The organism is Streptomyces sp. NPDC015144 (assembly GCF_043079735.1).
Taxonomy (GTDB): Bacteria; Actinomycetota; Actinomycetes; order Streptomycetales; family Streptomycetaceae; genus Streptomyces.
Window position 1 is genome coordinate 223298 of record NZ_JBIBUU010000012.1, and the last position, 17330, is coordinate 240627.

Genomic DNA, 17330 nt, shown 5'->3' on the forward strand with positions numbered 1-17330 from the left:
ACGGCCAAAGCTTCTAGACTGTGCCGATGCCCCGGATCCAGGCCGCCACGGTCGCCGAGCACCACGCCCAGCAGCGGCTGGCCCTGGTGCGGGCCGCGCGCGAGCTGCTGGAGGGCGGGGACGCGGCGGCCGTGACGTTCACCGCGGTCGCCCGGGCCACCGGCCTCGCCCGCAACAGCGTGTACAAGTACTTCCCCGGCCGCCCCGAGCTGCTCGCCGCCGTCGTCGAGGACGCGATGCCGCGCTGGACGGACGCCATCCGGGAGGGCATGGCGGCGGCCACCACCCCCGAGGAGAAGATCGCCGCGTACGTGTCGTGCCAGCTCGACCTGGTGCGCCGGGGCGAGCACCGGATCGCGGCGGCGCTGGCCGGGGTCCGGGACGCGACGGTGGTACGGGAGAGCGCGGCCCACGCCCACCGGGAGCTGCTGACCCCGCTGACCGAGGCCCTGACCGTGCTGGGCGAACCGGACCCGAGGCGCACCGCACTGCTCCTCCAGGGCATCGTCAACGCCGCCACCACGGCGATCGAGGGCGGCGACGACCCCGAGGCGGTCACGGACCGCGCGGTCCGGATGGCCGTCACCTCGATCACCGGCTCCGCGCCGACGCCGTAGCGCAGCACTCCCCCGGTACCGCGCGGCCCCCGGGCGCGGGCAGGCACGGCTCGGCGAACGCCGACGGGACCGGCCTCGCCCGGGTGTGCCCGCCCCGCGGACACTCCGGTCGGCAGAACAGAAACGGCACCGCCGCGCGGTTCGCGCGGGCCCGGGGTCCGACCCACGGAGAGCGCCCGGCGGTCGGGACGAAGGAACGGACCGGGGACCGGGCGGGAGGCCGCGGACACCTTTCCCGGCGGCGGCAAGGCGTCCCGATGCTCGCGGAGCGATGACGTCGGCTCCCTGCTCACGGAGTCGGGCGACCCCGCCACGCGAAACCCCTTGCGCAATGGTCAAGAGTCGTTGACCATTGCTCGCATGCCTACGGACGACCTTCCCGAGACGCTTCACGTCACCACGGACGAGCAGTTGCGCGCCGTCTCCAACCTCACACGCCACCGGATCATGGCCGTGCTCCGCTTCGAGCCGGCGACGATCACTCAGATCGCCGAGCGGGTGGGCCTCGCGAAAGGGAGCTCCAGCTATCACGTCCGGCTGCTGGAGCGGGCCGGCCTGGTGAAGGTGGTGCGGACGCGCAAGGTGCGGGGCGTCACCGAGCGGTACTACGCGATGGCCGCACGGTCGATCGTGCTGCCGGATCCGGGCGAGGGAGGCCCGGACGTGCTGATGCGCCACGCGGTGGCGGACCTGGAGGCGGCACCGGCGGACGACGAGCGGCACGTGCGATTGGCGCATCTCCGGCTCACCGACGAGCAGTTCGCACAGCTGGGGGCGCGCCTGGAGGCCCTGGCCGACGAGTACCGGAAGCTGTCCGATCCGTCCCTGCCGGACACGTCACTCGTCTTCGCGCTGTTCCACCCGGCGCCGCGCACCGAAGGGAAGGGCAAGTGAAAACAGGAGCAAGGAAGTTACCGACCGGCTTCGGACGGCTGTGGACCGCTCAGACGGTCTCCTCGCTCGGTGACGGGGTGACCCAGGCGGCGCTGCCGCTGATCGCGTTGACCTTGACGCGGGACCCGATGGCGCTCGCCGTCGTCACGGCCGCGGGGACGCTGCCGTGGCTGCTCTTCGGGGTGCTCGGCGGTGCACTGGTGGACCGCTGGGACCGCCGGCGCACGATGTGGGTCGCGGACGCGGCGCGTGCGGCGCTGCTCGCGGTACCAGCGTCGGCGGCGGCGCTCGACGTGCTGAGCATCCCGCTGCTCGCGGCCACCGCCTTCCTGCTCGGCCTCGGCGGGCTCTTCTTCGACACGGCCGCCACGGCCTTCCTGCCGGATCTGCTCCACCGTGACCCCGTACTACTGGAGCGCGCCAACTCCCGTCTGCGCGGCGCCCAGACCGCCATGTCCGGCTTCGTCGGGCCACCCGCGGGCAGCACACTGCTCACGCTCGGGCGGGCGGTTCCACTGCTCGCCGACGCGGTGTCGTTCCTGCTCTCCGCGTTGCTCGTCCGCACGCTGCCCACCGTGCCCCGCCCCGAGCCGGAGGCCCGTGAACCGCTGCTCCGACAGGCACGGGCCGGGGCATCGTACGTCTTCCGGGACCGGCTGCTGCTCGGGCTCGCGCTCCGCCCGGCGGTCGGCAACATCGCCTTCCTCGCCGTGGAGACCGTACTCGCGCTCTTCGCGCACGACCGCCTCGGCATCGACACCTACGGCTTCGGCCTGCTCCTCACGGCGGAGGCCACCGGCGGTCTGATCGGTGCGGCCGTCGCCTCCCACCTCGGCCGACGTCTCGGCACCGGCACCGCACTGACCTGCACGGCCGCAGTCGAAGGGCTTGCCGTCCTGGGCCTGGCCGCCGCCCCGAACCCGTACGCGGCCGGGCTGGCGCTCGCCGTCTGCGGGGCCGGCATGGGCGCCACGATGGTGCTCGGGCCGTCCCTCCGGCAGGCGATCGTCCCGGCCCACCTCATGGGCCGGGTCGCCTCCACCTCCCGCATGCTGGCCATGTGCGCCGCCCCCGTCGGGGCCTTCGCCGGCGGCTGGCTCGCCACCGCGTACGACATCCGCACCCCGCTCTACGCCGCCGCCGGCCTCCTCCTGGCGATGACGGCCGCCACGGCGACCATGACCAGCAACCGCCGGGTCGAAGCAGCGCTGCGGGCCGCCACCCCGGATCACCGAACCCAGGCCCCCGCCCATCGGGAGACCGCGCCCGACGCGCCGTGAGACCCGCCGCGAAGGCACCCCGGCAAAGTCGGGCACCAGGCCCGTGAGGCGCGCCGCAGCGGCCGGGGTGCCGGCCGTCAGTCCCGGAGGCGGCCCCTGCGGCGCCCGGGGCCGGGGCGGGGCGAACACCCCGGCCCCCTTGACCGCCCGCACGTCCATCCGTCTAAGGTGTGCGAGACATAAGACATCTTACGTCTCATGTCTCGATCCGCTCAGTCGGCCCGGGCCACGGATCGGCGCACCGACCGGGCTGGAGCCTCACGATGTCCCTGACCGCACCGCCGCCCGGTGTCGTCCCGCCGGTCGGCGCCCCGCCCGGCCGACGCGGTGCCGGGTCCGCCGTCTGCCCGCCGCCGGTCCGATGAGCGGGCCCGCCGCGCGGGGCAAGGCCCCGGTGATCGGCCTCGACCTCGGCGGTACGAAGATCGCCGCCGCGCTCGTCGGGCCGGACGACACGGTCCTGGTCCGGCACACCCGCCCCACCCCGGCCCGGGACGGCGCGCCCGCCGTGCTGGACGCTCTCGCCGGGGCGGCCGCGGCCGTCGACCCGGAGCGCCGGGCCACGGCGATCGGCGTCGCGGCGGCCGGGGTGATCGACCCCCGTACCGGCCTGGTCACCAGCGCCACCGACTCCATCGGCGGCTGGGCCGGGACCGCTCTGGGCGCGGGCCTCGCCGACCGCACCGGAACCCCGGTGGCCTGCGACAACGACGTACGCGCCACGGCCGGTCCGGAGCTGGCGGCGCTGACCGCCGAGCCCGGGTACGCGCACGGATCGCTGCTCTTCCTCGCGGTCGGCACCGGCGTCGGCGGCGCGGTCGCCGTCGACGGGCGGATGCTGCACGGATCGGCCGGGCTGGCCGGTCATCTCGGCCATCTCCCCAGCCCCGAGGCGGCCGGGCTGCCCTGCACCTGCGGTGCCACCGGCCATCTGGAGGTCATCGCCTCCGGTCCCGGCATCGCCGCCCACTACGAGCGGCTGACCGGCGCGCCGGTGGACCGGCTGGAGACCGTCGCCGCCCGCGCCGGGCGGGGCGAGACGGCCGCCGTCCGCGCCATCACCACCGGCGCCGCCGCCACCGGCCGGCTGCTCGGCGGCCTCGCCAACGCGCTGGGGCCGGACCGGGTCGTCGTCGGCGGCGGCGTCTCCCGGATCGGCCCGCTCTACGGGGACGCGCTGGCCGCCGCGTTCACCGCGGAGCTGATGGGGCCGCTGCGCGGACTGCTGCCCCGGGCGCCCCTCCTCGGCTCCGACGCGGCCGTGCTCGGCGCCGCCGCCCTCACCACCACCCTGCCCCTCCACCACCCGGGAGCCCCGCGATGACCGCCCAGGAACCGACCACGACCGCTCAGGAACCGACCACGACCGTTCAGGCGCCGACCCCGACCGCCCGGAAGTCGGGCCCGTCCGCCGGGGAGTTGGCCGACGTCCTCCGGGGCAGGCTGATCGTCTCCTGCCAGGCCCCGCCCGGCGACCCGATGCGCGACACCGCCACCCTCGTCCGGCTCGCCCGGTCGGCCGTCGCCGGGGGCGGCGCCGCGATCCGCGCCAACGAGCCGGAGGTGGTCGCCGCCATCACCGCGGCCGTAGACCTTCCGGTGATCGGGCTGTGGAAGGACGGCGACGTCGGCGTCTACATCACCCCGAGCGTCCGGCACGCCCTGGCCGTCGCGGAGGCCGGGGCGCGGATCGTCGCCGCCGACGCCACCGACCGGCCCCGCCCGGACGGCTCCACCTTCGCCGAGCTGGTCGCGGCGGTGCACGGGGCGGGCGCGCTGGTGATGGCCGACGTCGCCACGCTCGACGAGGGGATCGCGGCCGCCAAGCAGGGCGCCGACTACGTCTCCACCACGCTCTCCGGTTACGTGCCCGGCAGCCCCCGGCAGCCCGGCCCCGACCTCGACCTGGTCTCCGCGCTGGCCGCCGCGATCACCGTCCCGGTGGTGGCCGAGGGCCGGATCAACACCCCCGAGGAGGCCGCCGAGGCCCTGGCGCGCGGTGCCCACAGCGTGGTCGTCGGGACCGCCATCACCGCCCCCACCGCCCTGACCGCCCGCTTCGTCGCCGGGATCACCCGGACCTGAGCCGGGACGGCCCGGACCTGAGCCGGGATCACCCGGACCTGAGCCCACCGGAGCCCGCCCAAGGCTGCCGGGGCCCGGCCGCGGCCAGGGCCCCGGCCGTCGCTCGGGCCGAGCGGCGGGCCGGGCCCGGCTCTCAGCCGGCGATCCGCTCGAAGACCGCGGCGAGGCCCTGGCCGCCGCCGATGCACATGGTCTCCAGGCCGTACCGGGCCTCGCGGCGGTGCAGTTCGCGGGTGAGCGTGGCGAGGATCCGGGCACCGGTCGCGCCGACCGGGTGGCCGAGGGAGATCCCGGAGCCGTTGACGTTGATCCGCTGCTCGTGGTCCTTCTCGCCGAGGCCCAGTTCCCGGGTGCAGGCCAGGACCTGGGCGGCGAACGCCTCGTTCAGCTCGATCAGGTCGAGGTCGGCCAGGGTGAGCCCGGCCCGCTCCAGGGCGGTGCGGGTCGCCGGTACGGGGCCGAGCCCCATCGTCGCCGCGGGCACCCCGGCGCGGGCGAAGGAGACCAGCCGGACCAGCGGGGTCAGGCCGAGCCGCTCGGCGGTGGCCGCGCTGGTCACCAGGCAGGCGGCGGCCGCGTCGTTCTGCCCGCTGGCGTTGCCCGCGGTGACCGTCGCCTCCGGGTCCGACTTCGACATCACCGGGCGGAGCGCGGCCAACTGCTCCGCGGTGGTGTCGGGGCGGGGGTGCTCGTCGGTGGTGACGACGGTCTCGCCCTTGCGGTTCCGTACGGTGACCGGGACGATCTCCGCGTCGTACCGCCCCTCGGCGGCGGCGCGGGCGGCCCGCTGCTGGGAGCGCAGGGCGAGGGCGTCCTGCTCGGCCCGGCCGATGTCGTACGCCCGCCGCAGGTTCTCGGCGGTCTCGATCATGCCGCCGGGGACGGGGTGGTGGAGGCCGCCCGCGGTGACCCGGCCCCGGGCCAGCGCGTCGTGGAGCTGGAGGCCGGGGCCCTTGATGCCCCAGCGGCCGTCATGGGTGTAGTACGGGGCGGCGCTCATCACGTCGACGCCGCCCGCGACGACGACCTCGCTGAAACCGGCCCGGATCTGCATCGCCGCGTCCAGCACCGCCTGGAGGCCGGAGCCGCAGCGGCGGTCGACCTGCGATCCGGTGACCGTCTGGGGCAGCCCGGCGTCCAGCGCGGCGACCCGGCCGATGGCGGGGGCCTCGGCGGACGGGTAGGAGTGACCGAGGATCACCTCGTCGACGGCGTCGGGCGCGATCCCGGTACGGGCCACCACCTCGGCGACGACCCGCGCGGCGAGGACGGCCGGGGTCTGCCCGGCGAAGACCCCGCCGAACCGGCCGATGGGCGTACGCAGGGGCTCGCAGATGACGACGTCGGGCTGGTGGTCGGGCACGGTGTGGCCTTTCGGGACGGACGGGCGGATGCCGCCGGCCCCGGGGCGCGGCCCGGAAGCCCCGGCCGCCCGGCGGACGGACGGCACCGCTTCCGGAGCGCCCCCGCGCCCGGCGGCCGGACGGGCCCATGGGTCCGCGCGGCGGCCGAACTCCGGCCGACGCCCGCAGACATGGGCCCGCATCCCGTCTATCTTCGCTGAGACCGATCACATGTGACACCCCGAGAGGACCGCAACCGCCATGCGTATCAGGATCGTCGGCGCCGGGGCCATGGGCCGCGGCATCGCCCAGTGGGCGGCGACCGCCGGACACACCGTCGAGCTGGGCGACGTGCGCGCCGAGGCCGTGACGGCCGCCGTGGACTTCGTACGGTCCATGCTGGAGCGGGCCGTGGCCAAGGGCCGGATGTCGGGCGCGGACCGGGACGCCGCCCTGGAGCGGCTGGTTCCGCTCGACGACCCGTGGGCCGCCGGGCCGGAGGTCGAGCTGGTCGTGGAGGCGGTGCGGGAGGACCTCGCGACCAAGGCCGAGGTCTTCGGCCGGCTGGAGCGGGCGCTGCCGGAGGCGGCCGTCTTCGCGACCAACACCTCCTCCCTGTCGGTCACCACGATCGCCTCGGCGCTGAAGGACCCGACGCGCCTGGCCGGGCTGCACTTCTTCAACCCGGTGCCGCTGATGCGGATCGTCGAGATCGTGCCCGGCGCGGCCACCCGCCCGGAGATCCCGCCCGCCCTGACCGCGTTCGTCGAGGGGTGCGGCCACCGCGCGGTCACCGTCGCGGACACCCCCGGCTTCCTGGTCAACCACGCCGGGCGCGGGCTGGTGACGGAGGCGCTGGCGCTGCTGGAGGAGACCGTCGGCGAACCGGCGGACATCGACCGGATCGCCCGTGACGTGCTGGGGCTGCGGATGGGCCCGTTCGAACTGATGGACCTCACCGGGCTGGACGTGACGGCCGCGGTGATCGACTCGATCTGGCAGGGCTTCCGCCACGCGGACCGGCTCCGCCCCTCCTACCTCACCCCGAACCGGGTGACGGCCGGTCTGCACGGCCGCAAGACCGGGCGCGGCTGGTACGCGTACGGCCCCGACGCCCCCGCCCCCGCGCCGGAACCACCCGTCACCGGCGACCCGGACCGCCCGGTGTTCGTGCACGCCCCCGAGGGCCAGGACCGGGACGCGGCGGCGCTGCGGGCGGCGCTGGCCGCAGCGGGCGCCACGGTGGAGTCCGGTGACGGGCCGTCGGAGGCGGCTGTGGTGCTGGTCCCGGTGTGGGGGACGTCGGTGGCCTCGGCGGTGGCCGCCGACGGGCTGCCCGCCGGACGCGCCTTCGGGGTCGACCCGCTGCCCGCGGCCGGGCGGCGCCGGGTGCTGGCGGTGACCCCGGCGGCGGATCCGGCCGCCGCGCGCGACGCCCGCGCGGTCCTGGCCCGGGCGGCGGCGGGCGAGGAGCCCTGGGCGGTGTCGGTGGTGCGGGACACGGCTGGCTCGGTGGCGCAGCGGCTGCTCGCCTCGGTGGTGTCGGTCGCGGCCGGGATCGCGGAGCGTTCCATCGCCGCCCCGGGCGACATCGATCTGGCGGTCACCGCGGGGCTCGGCTACCCGTACGGGCCGCTGGCCTGGGGCGAGCGGATCGGCGCGGACCGGATGCTGGCGCTGCACCGGGCGCTGCACCGGACGACGGGCGACCCGCGCCACCGCCCGAGCCGCTGGGTCACCGAGCGCGCCCAGCTCGGTCTCGCCCTGACGGACCCGGGTACCTCCCCCGCCGACTGCTGACCGGGCCGGACGTCCGTTTCGTACAAGACCCGGTGCCGGGGCCGGGCCTACGGTCGGGGCATGACTCCACGCATGGACGCGATCGGCATCGTCACCGCGGATCTTGCCGCATCGCTCGCCTTCTACCGCCGGCTCGGCCTCGACATCCCCGCCGGAGCGGAATCCGCGCCCCACGTCGAAGTGACCCTCCCGGGCGGGCAGCGGCTGCTCTGGGACACCGAGGACGTGATCCGCTCGTACGACCCCGACTGGGCCCCGCCGGCCGGGGGCGACCGCCTCTCGCTGGCCTTCCGGTGCGACGGCCCGGCGGAGGTGGACGCGGTGTACGAGGAGCTGACCGGTGCCGGGTACCGGGGGCATCTGGCGCCGTGGGACGCGGTGTGGGGGCAGCGGTACGCGACGGTCCTCGACCCGGACGGCTGCGCGGTCTCGCTCTTCGCCGCCAACGGCTGAGCGGGTCCGGGGCGCTCAGCGGCCGAGGTGCGCGGTGAGGGTGGTCCCGGTCAGGGCCCGCATCTCCCGGGCCAGATGGGCCTGGTCGGTGCAGCCGGACCGGACCGCCGCCTCGGCGTACGGCATCCCCGACCGGGCCAGGGCCAGCGCCCGCCGCAGCCGCAGCACCCGGGCCAGGGTCTTGGGCCCGTAGCCGAAGGCGGCGAGCGAGCGGCGGTGCAGTTGGCGGGCGCCGATCCCGGCCCGCCGCGCGGTCTCGGTGACGGACAGCCCGGCGCCGAGCCGCTCCGCGACGTACCGCATCAGCGGGTCCGGGGCCGCCGTGCGGGTGGCGGCCCGCAGCGCCAGGGCCTCCAGCGCGGCGGCCGGGTCCGGGGCCCCGGCGACCCGGTCGGTGAGCGCCCGTACCCGGTCCGGGGCCCACAGGTCGGCCAGCTCGACCCGGCGGTCGCGCAGTTCGTGCGCCGGTACGCCGAGGAGCGCGGGGGCGGTGCCGGGGGCGAAGCGGAGCCCGGCGCACCGCCCGGTGGCCGGGACGGACGGGGTCATGGCCCGGGTGTCGGGGCCCGCGACGAGCAGCCGTCCGTCGATCCAGAGCAGGTCCATGCAGCCGTCGGGCAGCACCGGGCCGACCGGCCCCCCGGACAGCTCCAGCGTCCACGCGGTCGCGCCCTCGAACCGCGACGGCCGCTCCCGGTACCGTTCCTCGCCCATGGTGCTGCCGGGGCGTCAGCCGCCGAGGGCGCCGCCGCGCCCGTCCCGCTCGGGGCCGCCCGGCCCGTCGTCCTTCTCCGGGGCCGGGTCGCCGTCCTTGTCCTGCTCCTTGCCCGGTTCCTTGTCCGGCTCCTTCTCGCGGTGCGGGTGGAGCCGGGACTTCACGTCGTCCGGGGGGAGGAACTTCGACCAGCGCTCGGGGAACTCGGACGGCATGTAGGGGCTGTCGGCCAGCCCGTCGTCCTCGTCGTCGTCGCCCTCGTCGTCCCAGTCGTACGCCGGTCTGCTCCTCCCCGGGCTCTCCGCCTGCGACCGGGCGACGAACTCGGCCGCCTGGGCGGCCCGCAGCCGGTCGTTCGCCGCACGGGCGGCGGCCGTCGCCATCGAGGGCCACACCCGGTCGATGGCCGCGTTGACCGCCGCGCCGACCAGCACGGCGAAGGCGGAGATGCCGATCCAGAGCAGCACGGCGATCGGGGCCGCCAGCGAGCCGTAGATCGTCGGTCCCTCGACCGTGCTGGTGAGGTAGATCCGCAGCAGGAAGCTGCCGAGCGCCCACATCGCGAGCGCGACCAGCGCCCCGGGCACGTCCTCGATCCACGGCGACCTCACGGGTACCGACACGTGGTAGAGCGTCGTCAGGAACACGATCGACAGCACGATCACCAGCGGCCAGTACAGGACGCTCATGAGCTCGGTGCCCCACGGGACGAACTCGACGACCCGGTCCGGGCCGACGACGAGCAGCGGCAGCACGACGGACCCGAGCAGCAGCGCGACGACGTACAGGAGGAAGGAGAGCAGCCGGGTCTTGACGATGCCGCGCTGGCCGTCGAGCCCGTACATCACGGTGATCGTGTCGATGAAGACGTTCACCGCGCGGGAGCCCGACCAGAGCGCGATCGCGAAGCCGATCGAGATGACGTCGGGGCGGGCGCCGGTGGAGACGTCCGCCAGGAGCGGTTTGGCGAAGTCGTTGACGCCGCGCTCGCTGAGCACGGTCCTCGCGGCGTCGAGGATGTTGCGCTCGATGGAGGCGACGGTGGTGGTGTTGGTCCACTCGTCGACGTATCCGAGCAGACCGATCAGCGCGAGGAGCAGGGGCGGCAGGGACAGCAGGGTGAAGAACGCGGCCTCGGCGGCGAGTCCGAGAATCCGGTACTCCATGCACGAATTGACGGTGTCCTTGAGCAACTGCCAGGCCATCTGCCGCTTGGACACATTGCGGTAGAGGACTCTGGCCCGGTGAAGCCGGCCCCGTCGCCTCTCGGGTGTTTCATCTGCTGCCTGCACGTCTCTTACCGTATCGGCATGGCAGCCACCACCCACACCGTGTCCAACCAGCCTCCGCCGCTGACCGGCTACGACGTCTACGGCTCCGACCGGGCCCTCACCGAGGCGGTGGAACGCCACCTCGCGCCCGGTCTGCTGGCCGGGGCACGGGCCGAGCTCGGCGAGCTGGGCCGGGCGGCGGGCAGTGCCCAGGTGCAGGAGTGGGGGACGCGGGTGAACGCGCATCCGCCGGTGCTGCGCACCCATGACCGGTACGGGCACCGCATCGACGAGGTCGCGTTCGACCCGGCCTGGCACCGGCTGCTCGGGCACGCGGTCGGCGCGGGCCTGACCGGTGCCTGGGGCAGGCCGGGCGGCCATGTCCGGCGCGCGGCCGGGTTCCTGGTGTGGACGCAGGCCGAGGCGGGGCACGGCTGCCCGCTGTCGATGACGCACGCTGCGGTGCCCGCGCTGCGCACCGATCCCGCGCTGGCCGCCGTCTGGGAGCCGCTGCTCGCCTCGACGGTGTACGAGCGGGAGCTGCGGCCCGTCGCCACGAAGGCAGGGGCGCTCCTCGGGATGGGGATGACGGAGAAGCAGGGCGGCACGGACGTACGGGCGAACACGACGCGCGCCGAGCCGCTGGCGGCCGAGGGCGAGTATCTGCTCACCGGTCACAAGTGGTTCTGCTCGGCGCCGATGTCCGACGGCTTCCTGGTACTGGCGCAGGCACCCGGCGGCCCGACCTGCTTCCTGCTGCCCCGGGTGCTGCCGGACGGGGCCCGCAACACCTTCCTGATCCAGCGGCTCAAGGACAAGCTGGGCAACCGGTCGAACGCCTCGGCCGAGGTGGAGTTCGACGCCACCTGGGCGCGCCGGGTCGGCGAGGAGGGGCGCGGGGTGCACACCCTCATGGGGATGGTGGCGGCGACCCGGCTGGACTGCGTGGTGGGTTCGGCGGCGCTGATGCGGCAGGCGGTGGCGCAGGCGGTCCACCACTGCGCGTACCGGGAGGTGTTCGGCGGGCCGCTGATCGACAAGCCGCTGATGCGCAACGTGCTGGCCGACCTGGCGGTGGAGTCGGAGGCGGCGACGGTGCTGGCGATGCGGCTGGCGGCGGCGTACGACGCGGACACCGAGGACGAGCGGGCCCTGCTGCGGATCGCGGTGCCCGCGGCGAAGTACTGGGTGACCAAGCGGTGCGCCCCGCTGGTGGCCGAGGCGCTGGAGTGTCTCGGCGGCAACGGTTACGTCGAGGAGTCCGGGATGCCCCGGCTGCTGCGCGAGGCGCCGCTCAACTCGATCTGGGAGGGCTCGGGGAACGTGCAGGCGCTGGACGTGCTGCGGGCGCTGCGGCGCGAGCCGATGGCGCTGGACGCGTATCTGCGGGAGGTCGGGGCGGCGCGCGGGGCCGATCACCGGCTGGACCGGGCGATCGGGGGCGTGCTGACGGAGCTGGCGGACCTGGACGGGGCGGAGGCGCGGGCCCGTCGGCTGGCCGGGCGGATGGCGCTGGTGCTCCAGGGCTCGCTGCTGGTGCGGTGGGCCCCGCCGGAGGTGGCCGACGCGTTCTGCGCCTCGCGGCTGGGCGGGGACGGGGGCGCCGACTTCGGGACGCTGCCGCACAGCCTGGACCTGGCCTCGATCGTGGAGCGGGCCCGGCCGTAGGGCGTGTCCGGGGCACGGCGACGGAGGGTGGTGCTGCGCCGACACGGCACCACCCTCCTTGCCGCACACACCGGGCGCCGGGGCACGGGCCCCGTGCGGCGGTGTTCGCCCACTCTCCACGGACCCGCCGGTTCCCGCCACGGTTGCAAGGGGTTGCAACCAATGTGCGGAGTGTGCGGTGGGCGGTCGCGCCCGGCGCCAAAATGGGGCGGTGGTGTCGAGCAGGCCCTGGCACGTGAGGGGAATTCGAAGTGGGGACAGATGCCTTCGGAGGGATGCGGACGCCCGCCTGGCAGTCCGGCCGGGCCGCCAGGGCGGTCCACCGGGCCAGGGAGGCGATGGGCTCCGGCGACCGGCCGGTGGCAGCGCCGAGGGCCGAGATCGAGGCGTCCTGGAACCGGATGGTGCACCGCGGCCTCGATCCGGAGCAGTCGACCGAGAGCGTGCTGCTCGGGCTGGACGAGGTCGAGAAGCGGCGGCGCGGTTCCACGCTGAGCGAGGTGATGCCGCTGCTGAACGACCGACTGGTGTCGCTGGCGGACGCCGCCCAGCAGATCGTGGTGGTCACGGACGTGGAGTGCCGGGTGCTGTGGCGCCGGGGCAACGCGGCGGTGCTGCGGCGGGCGGACGGCATCTGCCTGGCGGAGGGGGCGACCTGGGCGGAGGAGAGCACGGGCACCAACGCGATCGGTACGGCGCTGGCGACCCGGGTCCCGGTCCAGGTGCACTCCTCGGAGCACTTCGTCCGCGCCCTGCACAACTGGACGTGCGCGGCGGCGCCGGTCCGTGATCCGCGCGACGGCCGGCTGATGGGCATCGTCGACATGAGCGGTCCGCTCTCGACGTTCCATCCGACGACGCTCGCCCTGGTCAGCTCGGTGGCCGGGCTGGCGGAGAACGAGATCAGGAACCGGCATCTGCGGGCGATCGAGCGGCTGCGTTCGGTGGCGGCGCCGCTGGTGTGCCGGCTGGGCGGCCGGGCCCTGGCGGTGGACGTCAACGGCTGGCTCGCCGCGGTGACGGGGATGGAGCCGGTGGACCGGCTGCCGCTGCCGAAGTCGTTACGGCCGGGCCGGGTGTGGCTGCCGTCGCTCGGCATGTGCCGGGTGGAGCCGCTGCCCGGCGGCTGGCTGATCCAGGTCGCGGACGCGCCGTCGGACGGGGCACCGCAGCGGGTGGTGCTGGATCTGAGCCGGCCGCACGGGCTGAGGATCAACGTGGTGGGCGAGGTGGGCACCTGGACGCAGCGGCTCTCGCCCCGCCACGCGGAGCTGCTGTACGCGCTGGCCCTGCGCCGCGAGGGGCGCACCGCCTCCGAGCTGGCTGAGGACCTGTTCGGCGACCCGAGCCGGACGGTGACGGTCCGGGCTGAGATCTCCCGGGTGCGCCGCCATCTCGCCCAGGTGCTCGCGCACCGCCCGTACCGCTTCGGCGACGGCGTGGAGGTGGAGGTGATCCATCCGGACGATCCGGCCGACCTGCTGCCCCGGTCGACGGCCCCGGTGGTGGTCGGAGCGCGTCAGCGCAGTTAGGACGGGGTGTCCGTGGTTCGGGACCGGCTTTGGCGGACGCGACCGGGCGTGGTTCCCTGGCAGTCATGAACAGCCCCGCACCGCGCACCGCCGCTCCCTCCCCCGCCCGCACCACCGAGGTGACCGTCTGGTCCCTGGAGCAGACCTCCCCCGACGACCTGCGACCGGCCTCGGTCCCGGAGGGGGATGTACGGATCGTCCGTTCGCAGACGCCGCTGCCGGAGTTCAGCCGTTTCCTGTACACGGCGGTCGGCGGGGACATCCAGTGGACGGACCGGCTGGGGATGACGTACGCGCAGTGGCAGGAGGCCCTGGACCGGCCGGGCGCCGAGACCTGGGTCGCGTACGAGAACGGCACCCCGGCCGGGTACGTCGAGCTGGACCCGCAGGACGAGGGCGTCGTCGAGATCATGTACTTCGGGCTGATCCCGGCCTTCCGGGGGCGCCGGATCGGCGGCCACCTGCTCTCGTACGGGGTGGCCCGCGCGTGGGACCTGGCGGAGCGCTGGCCGGAGCGGACGCCGACGAAGCGGGTCTGGCTGCACACCTGCTCCAAGGACGGACCGCACGCCATGGACAACTACCTGCGGCGCGGCTTCCGGCTCTTCGACACCAAGGTGGAGCGGGAGCCCGAGGTGGCGACCCCGGGCCCCTGGCCGGGCGCCGCCCGCGACTGAACCGTCCAACAGGGCGGTCCGGCTGGGCCGTTCGGCGCAACGGCGGCGGTGCGGCAGGGCGGCGGACGCGTGGCGGGCGAGCATCATTACGGACAGACCGCTCCGGTGACCCCGAGTGACGGGCGCCACATCATCTCACCCCTCGGGATATTCTCGTCCACATAACGGATAGTGGTGGACTGGCCCAAGATGCGCATGCCACGCTTCCGCCATGCCTGGAACTGGAATTGCCTTGGTGAGTCGACGCCACGTCGACCTCGGCCGCGTGTCCAGCGCCATCTGTCCGGCGAGCTGAGAGTCCCAGCACCGCCGCCTCTTCCTCTTTCTCCGCAATGCCCTGCGCACCGCCGCGATCCGACGCGAGTGTGCAGTTCAGAGCAGCCCTCCCGCAGTCCCGAAGGACGTACTGTCATGGCCGCCACCCCGGAACAGCCTGCGCCCGCAACGCCCCGCCGCAAGGCCGGCCGCCACCGCGGCGAGGGCCAGTGGGCCCTGGGGCACTACACCCCGTTGAACGGCAATGAGCAGTTCAAGAAGGACGACGACAGTCTCAATGTGCGGACACGCATTGAGACGATCTACGCCAAGCGGGGTTTCGACTCCATCGACCCCAACGACCTCCGCGGCCGGATGCGCTGGTGGGGCCTGTACACCCAGCGACGGGAGGGCATCGACGGCGGGAAGACCGCGGTCCTGGAGCCCGAGGAGCTGGAGGACCGTTACTTCATGATGCGGGTCCGCATCGACGGCGGGCGGCTGACCACCGGGCAGCTGCGCGTCATCGGCGAGGTCTCGCAGCAGTACGCGCGCGGCACCGCGGACATCACCGACCGGCAGAACGTCCAGCTCCACTGGGTCCGGATCGAGGACGTCCCGGCCATCTGGGAGAAGCTGGAGGCCGTCGGGCTCTCCACCACCGAGGCGTGCGGCGACTGCCCGCGCGTGATCATCGGCTCCCCGGTGGCCGGTATCGCCGCCGACGAGATCGTCGACGGGACGCCCGCCGTCGACGAGATCCACGAGCGGTACATCGGCAGCAAGGAGTTCTCCAACCTGCCGCGCAAGTTCAAGACCGCGATCTCCGGTTCGCCGGTGCAGGACGTGGTCCACGAGATCAACGACGTCGCCTTCGTCGGCGTCGAGCACCCCGAGCACGGTCCGGGCTTCGACGTCTGGGTCGGCGGCGGCCTCTCCACCAACCCCCGGCTGGCCGAACGGCTCGGCACATGGGTGCCGTTGGACGAGGTGGCGGACGTGTGGGCCGGTGTCGTCGGGATCTTCCGCGACTACGGCTACCGGCGGCTGCGCAACCGCGCCCGGCTCAAGTTCCTGATGGCCGACTGGGGCCCGGCGAAGTTCCGCCAGGTGCTGGAGGACGAGTACCTGAAGCGCCCGCTGCTGGACGGTCCGGCGCCCGCGGAGCCCAGCAGCCGCTGGCGCGACCACGTCGGCGTCCACCCGCAGCGCGACGGCCGGTTCTACGTCGGCTTCGCCCCCCGGGTCGGGCGCGTCGACGGCGCCACCCTCGCCAAGATCGCCGACCTCGCCGAGGCGCACGGCTCCGGCCGGGTCCGGACCACCGTCGAACAGAAGATGATCATCCTCGACGTGGCGGAGGACCAGGTCGAGGCGCTCACCGCCGGGCTGGAGGCGCTCGACTTCCAGGTGAAGCCCTCGCCGTTCCGGCGCGGCACGCTCGCCTGCACCGGCATCGAGTACTGCAAGCTGGCGATCGTCGAGACGAAGGCGCGCGGCGCCTCGCTCATCGACGAACTGGAGCGCCGCCTCCCCGACTTCGACGAACCGCTCACCATCAACATCAACGGCTGCCCCAACGCCTGCGCCCGCATCCAGACCGCCGACATCGGCCTCAAGGGCCAGCTGGTGCTGGACGCCGACGGCCGGCAGGTCGAGGGCTACCAGGTGCACCTGGGCGGCGCCCTGGGCCTGGAGGCCGGGTTCGGCCGCAAGGTCCGCGGCCTGAAGGTCACCGCGGCCGAACTGCCGGACTACGTCGAGCGGGTGCTGGGCCGCTTCCAGGAGGAGCGCGAGGACGGCGAGCGGTTCGCGGCCTGGGCGGCGCGGGCCGGTGCGGAGTCGCTGTCATGAGCGAACGCGCCGCCCCGTTCCACTGCCCGTACTGCGGTGACGAGGACCTGCGGCCGCACGAGGCCGGGCACGGCTCCTGGGAATGCGCCTCCTGCAACCGCGCGTTCCAGCTCCGGTTCCTGGGCCTGCTGACCCGGGGCCTGGTCCACGACGACGGTGAGGGGAACGGGACATGACGGCCACCCGGCAGGACGAGGAGCTCGCGGAACTGGCCGCACGGGCCGGCCGGGAGCTGGAGGACGCCTCCGCCACGGAGATCCTCATCTGGGCCGTCGACACCTTCGGCAAGAAGTTCTGCGTCACCTCCTCCATGGAGGACGCGGTCGTCGCGCATCTCGCCTCCCGGGTCCGTCCCGGCGTCGACGTGGTGTTCCTGGACACCGGCTACCACTTCCCGGAGACCATCGGCACCCGGGACGCGGTGGCGGCCGTGATGGACGTCAACGTCATCACGCTGACGCCCCGGCGGACGGTGGCCGAGCAGGACGCCGAGCACGGGCCCCGGCTCCACGACCGCGACCCCGACCTCTGCTGCCGACTGCGCAAGGTCGAGCCGCTGCGGGAGGGGCTGACCGGCTACACCGCCTGGGCGACCGGGCTGCGCCGCGACGAGTCGCCCACCCGGGCGAACACCCCCGTCGTCGGCTGGGACGCCAAGCGCCGCAAGGTCAAGGTGTCGCCGATCGCCCGCTGGACGCAGGACGACGTGGACGCCTACGTGGCGGAGCACGGTGTGCTGACCAACCCGCTGCTGACGGACGGCTACGCCTCCGTCGGCTGCGAGCCCTGCACGCGCAGGGTGCTGGCGGGCGAGGACGCCCGCGCCGGGCGCTGGGCCGGCCGGGGCAAGACCGAGTGCGGGCTGCACGACTGATGACGACCGATC

At 74.6% G+C, this 17330-nt stretch carries 16 protein-coding genes and 1 pseudogene; 14 read left to right on the forward strand and 3 right to left on the reverse strand.

Going from position 1 to position 17330, the window contains the following annotated elements; all coding sequences use genetic code 11:
• Window positions 1–26 precede the first annotated feature (26 nt).
• The 5 genes from ACF08W_RS21595 to ACF08W_RS21615 all read left to right on the forward strand — a co-directional run bounded on the left by ACF08W_RS21595 (window position 27) and on the right by ACF08W_RS21615 (window position 4876).
• A complete protein-coding gene (locus ACF08W_RS21595) occupies window positions 27–617 on the forward strand; it encodes a TetR/AcrR family transcriptional regulator (protein ID WP_352272965.1) in 591 nt (196 codons plus the stop codon).
• A 360-nt stretch (window positions 618–977) separates the two neighbouring features.
• Entirely contained in the window at window positions 978–1511 is a 534-nt protein-coding gene (locus tag ACF08W_RS21600; protein WP_392280211.1) for an ArsR/SmtB family transcription factor, read from the forward strand.
• A complete protein-coding gene (locus tag ACF08W_RS21605; protein ID WP_392280212.1) occupies window positions 1508–2791 on the forward strand; it encodes an MFS transporter in 1284 nt (427 codons plus the stop codon). Before ACF08W_RS21600 ends, ACF08W_RS21605 begins: the two co-directional genes overlap by 4 nt.
• 361 nt (window positions 2792–3152) lie before the next feature.
• Window positions 3153–4115, forward strand: a complete 963-nt coding sequence (locus tag ACF08W_RS21610; RefSeq protein ID WP_392280213.1) for an ROK family protein — start codon at window positions 3153–3155, stop codon at window positions 4113–4115.
• Window positions 4116–4270: 155 nt separating this feature from the next.
• Window positions 4271–4876 carry an N-acetylmannosamine-6-phosphate 2-epimerase gene (locus ACF08W_RS21615; protein WP_392280244.1) on the forward strand — a complete coding sequence of 202 codons (606 nt, stop codon included), beginning with the start codon at window positions 4271–4273 and terminating at the stop codon, window positions 4874–4876.
• A gap of 133 nt (window positions 4877–5009) precedes the next feature.
• On the opposite strand, the gene ACF08W_RS21620 is transcribed toward ACF08W_RS21615, so the two are convergent.
• The gene (locus ACF08W_RS21620) at window positions 5010–6239 is read right to left on the reverse strand and encodes an acetyl-CoA C-acetyltransferase (protein ID WP_392280214.1); all 1230 of its coding nucleotides are present in this window, start codon (window positions 6237–6239) and stop codon (window positions 5010–5012) included.
• A 241-nt stretch (window positions 6240–6480) separates the two neighbouring features.
• Here ACF08W_RS21620 and ACF08W_RS21625 point away from each other — a divergent pair, with 241 nt between their 5' ends.
• Window positions 6481–8019: a 3-hydroxyacyl-CoA dehydrogenase gene (locus tag ACF08W_RS21625; RefSeq protein WP_392280215.1), complete on the forward strand. Its 1539-nt coding sequence runs from the start codon at window positions 6481–6483 to the stop codon at window positions 8017–8019.
• Between the two features lie 60 nt (window positions 8020–8079).
• Window positions 8080–8472, forward strand: coding sequence for a VOC family protein (locus tag ACF08W_RS21630; RefSeq protein WP_385206114.1), 393 nt, complete (start codon window positions 8080–8082; stop codon window positions 8470–8472).
• On the opposite strand, the pseudogene ACF08W_RS21635 reads toward ACF08W_RS21630, so the two are convergent.
• Together ACF08W_RS21635 and ACF08W_RS21640 are read right to left on the reverse strand one after the other, a co-directional pair.
• Window positions 8415–9186, reverse strand: a pseudogene (locus tag ACF08W_RS21635) (DUF6597 domain-containing transcriptional factor); the annotation flags it as partial. The gene ACF08W_RS21630 and the pseudogene ACF08W_RS21635 overlap by 58 nt on opposite strands.
• 15 nt (window positions 9187–9201) lie before the next feature.
• Window positions 9202–10392 (reverse strand): YhjD/YihY/BrkB family envelope integrity protein, encoded by a 1191-nt coding sequence (locus ACF08W_RS21640; protein ID WP_392280245.1) that lies wholly within the window; start codon window positions 10390–10392, stop codon window positions 9202–9204.
• Window positions 10393–10497: 105 nt separating this feature from the next.
• Here ACF08W_RS21640 and ACF08W_RS21645 point away from each other — a divergent pair, with 105 nt between their 5' ends.
• From ACF08W_RS21645 to ACF08W_RS21675, 7 genes are all read left to right on the forward strand, one after another.
• On the forward strand, window positions 10498–12126 hold the full coding sequence (locus ACF08W_RS21645; protein WP_392280216.1) for an acyl-CoA dehydrogenase family protein: 1629 nt from the start codon (window positions 10498–10500) through the stop codon (window positions 12124–12126).
• A 275-nt stretch (window positions 12127–12401) separates the two neighbouring features.
• A complete protein-coding gene (locus tag ACF08W_RS21650; protein WP_392280217.1) occupies window positions 12402–13658 on the forward strand; it encodes a GAF domain-containing protein in 1257 nt (418 codons plus the stop codon).
• Between the two features lie 65 nt (window positions 13659–13723).
• Complete coding sequence (locus ACF08W_RS21655; RefSeq protein WP_352272973.1) at window positions 13724–14335, forward strand: GNAT family N-acetyltransferase; 612 nt, start codon at window positions 13724–13726, stop codon at window positions 14333–14335.
• Window positions 14336–14546: 211 nt separating this feature from the next.
• Entirely contained in the window at window positions 14547–14630 is an 84-nt protein-coding gene (locus ACF08W_RS21660) for a putative leader peptide (protein WP_317864749.1), read from the forward strand.
• A 116-nt stretch (window positions 14631–14746) separates the two neighbouring features.
• On the forward strand, window positions 14747–16444 hold the full coding sequence (locus ACF08W_RS21665) for a nitrite/sulfite reductase (protein WP_352272974.1): 1698 nt from the start codon (window positions 14747–14749) through the stop codon (window positions 16442–16444).
• Window positions 16441–16620, forward strand: coding sequence for a hypothetical protein (locus tag ACF08W_RS21670; protein ID WP_352272975.1), 180 nt, complete (start codon window positions 16441–16443; stop codon window positions 16618–16620). The genes ACF08W_RS21665 and ACF08W_RS21670 overlap by 4 nt, the downstream gene beginning before the upstream one ends.
• Complete coding sequence (locus ACF08W_RS21675) at window positions 16617–17318, forward strand: phosphoadenylyl-sulfate reductase (RefSeq protein WP_392280218.1); 702 nt, start codon at window positions 16617–16619, stop codon at window positions 17316–17318. The genes ACF08W_RS21670 and ACF08W_RS21675 overlap by 4 nt, the downstream gene beginning before the upstream one ends.
• Window positions 17319–17330: the final 12 nt, after the last annotated feature.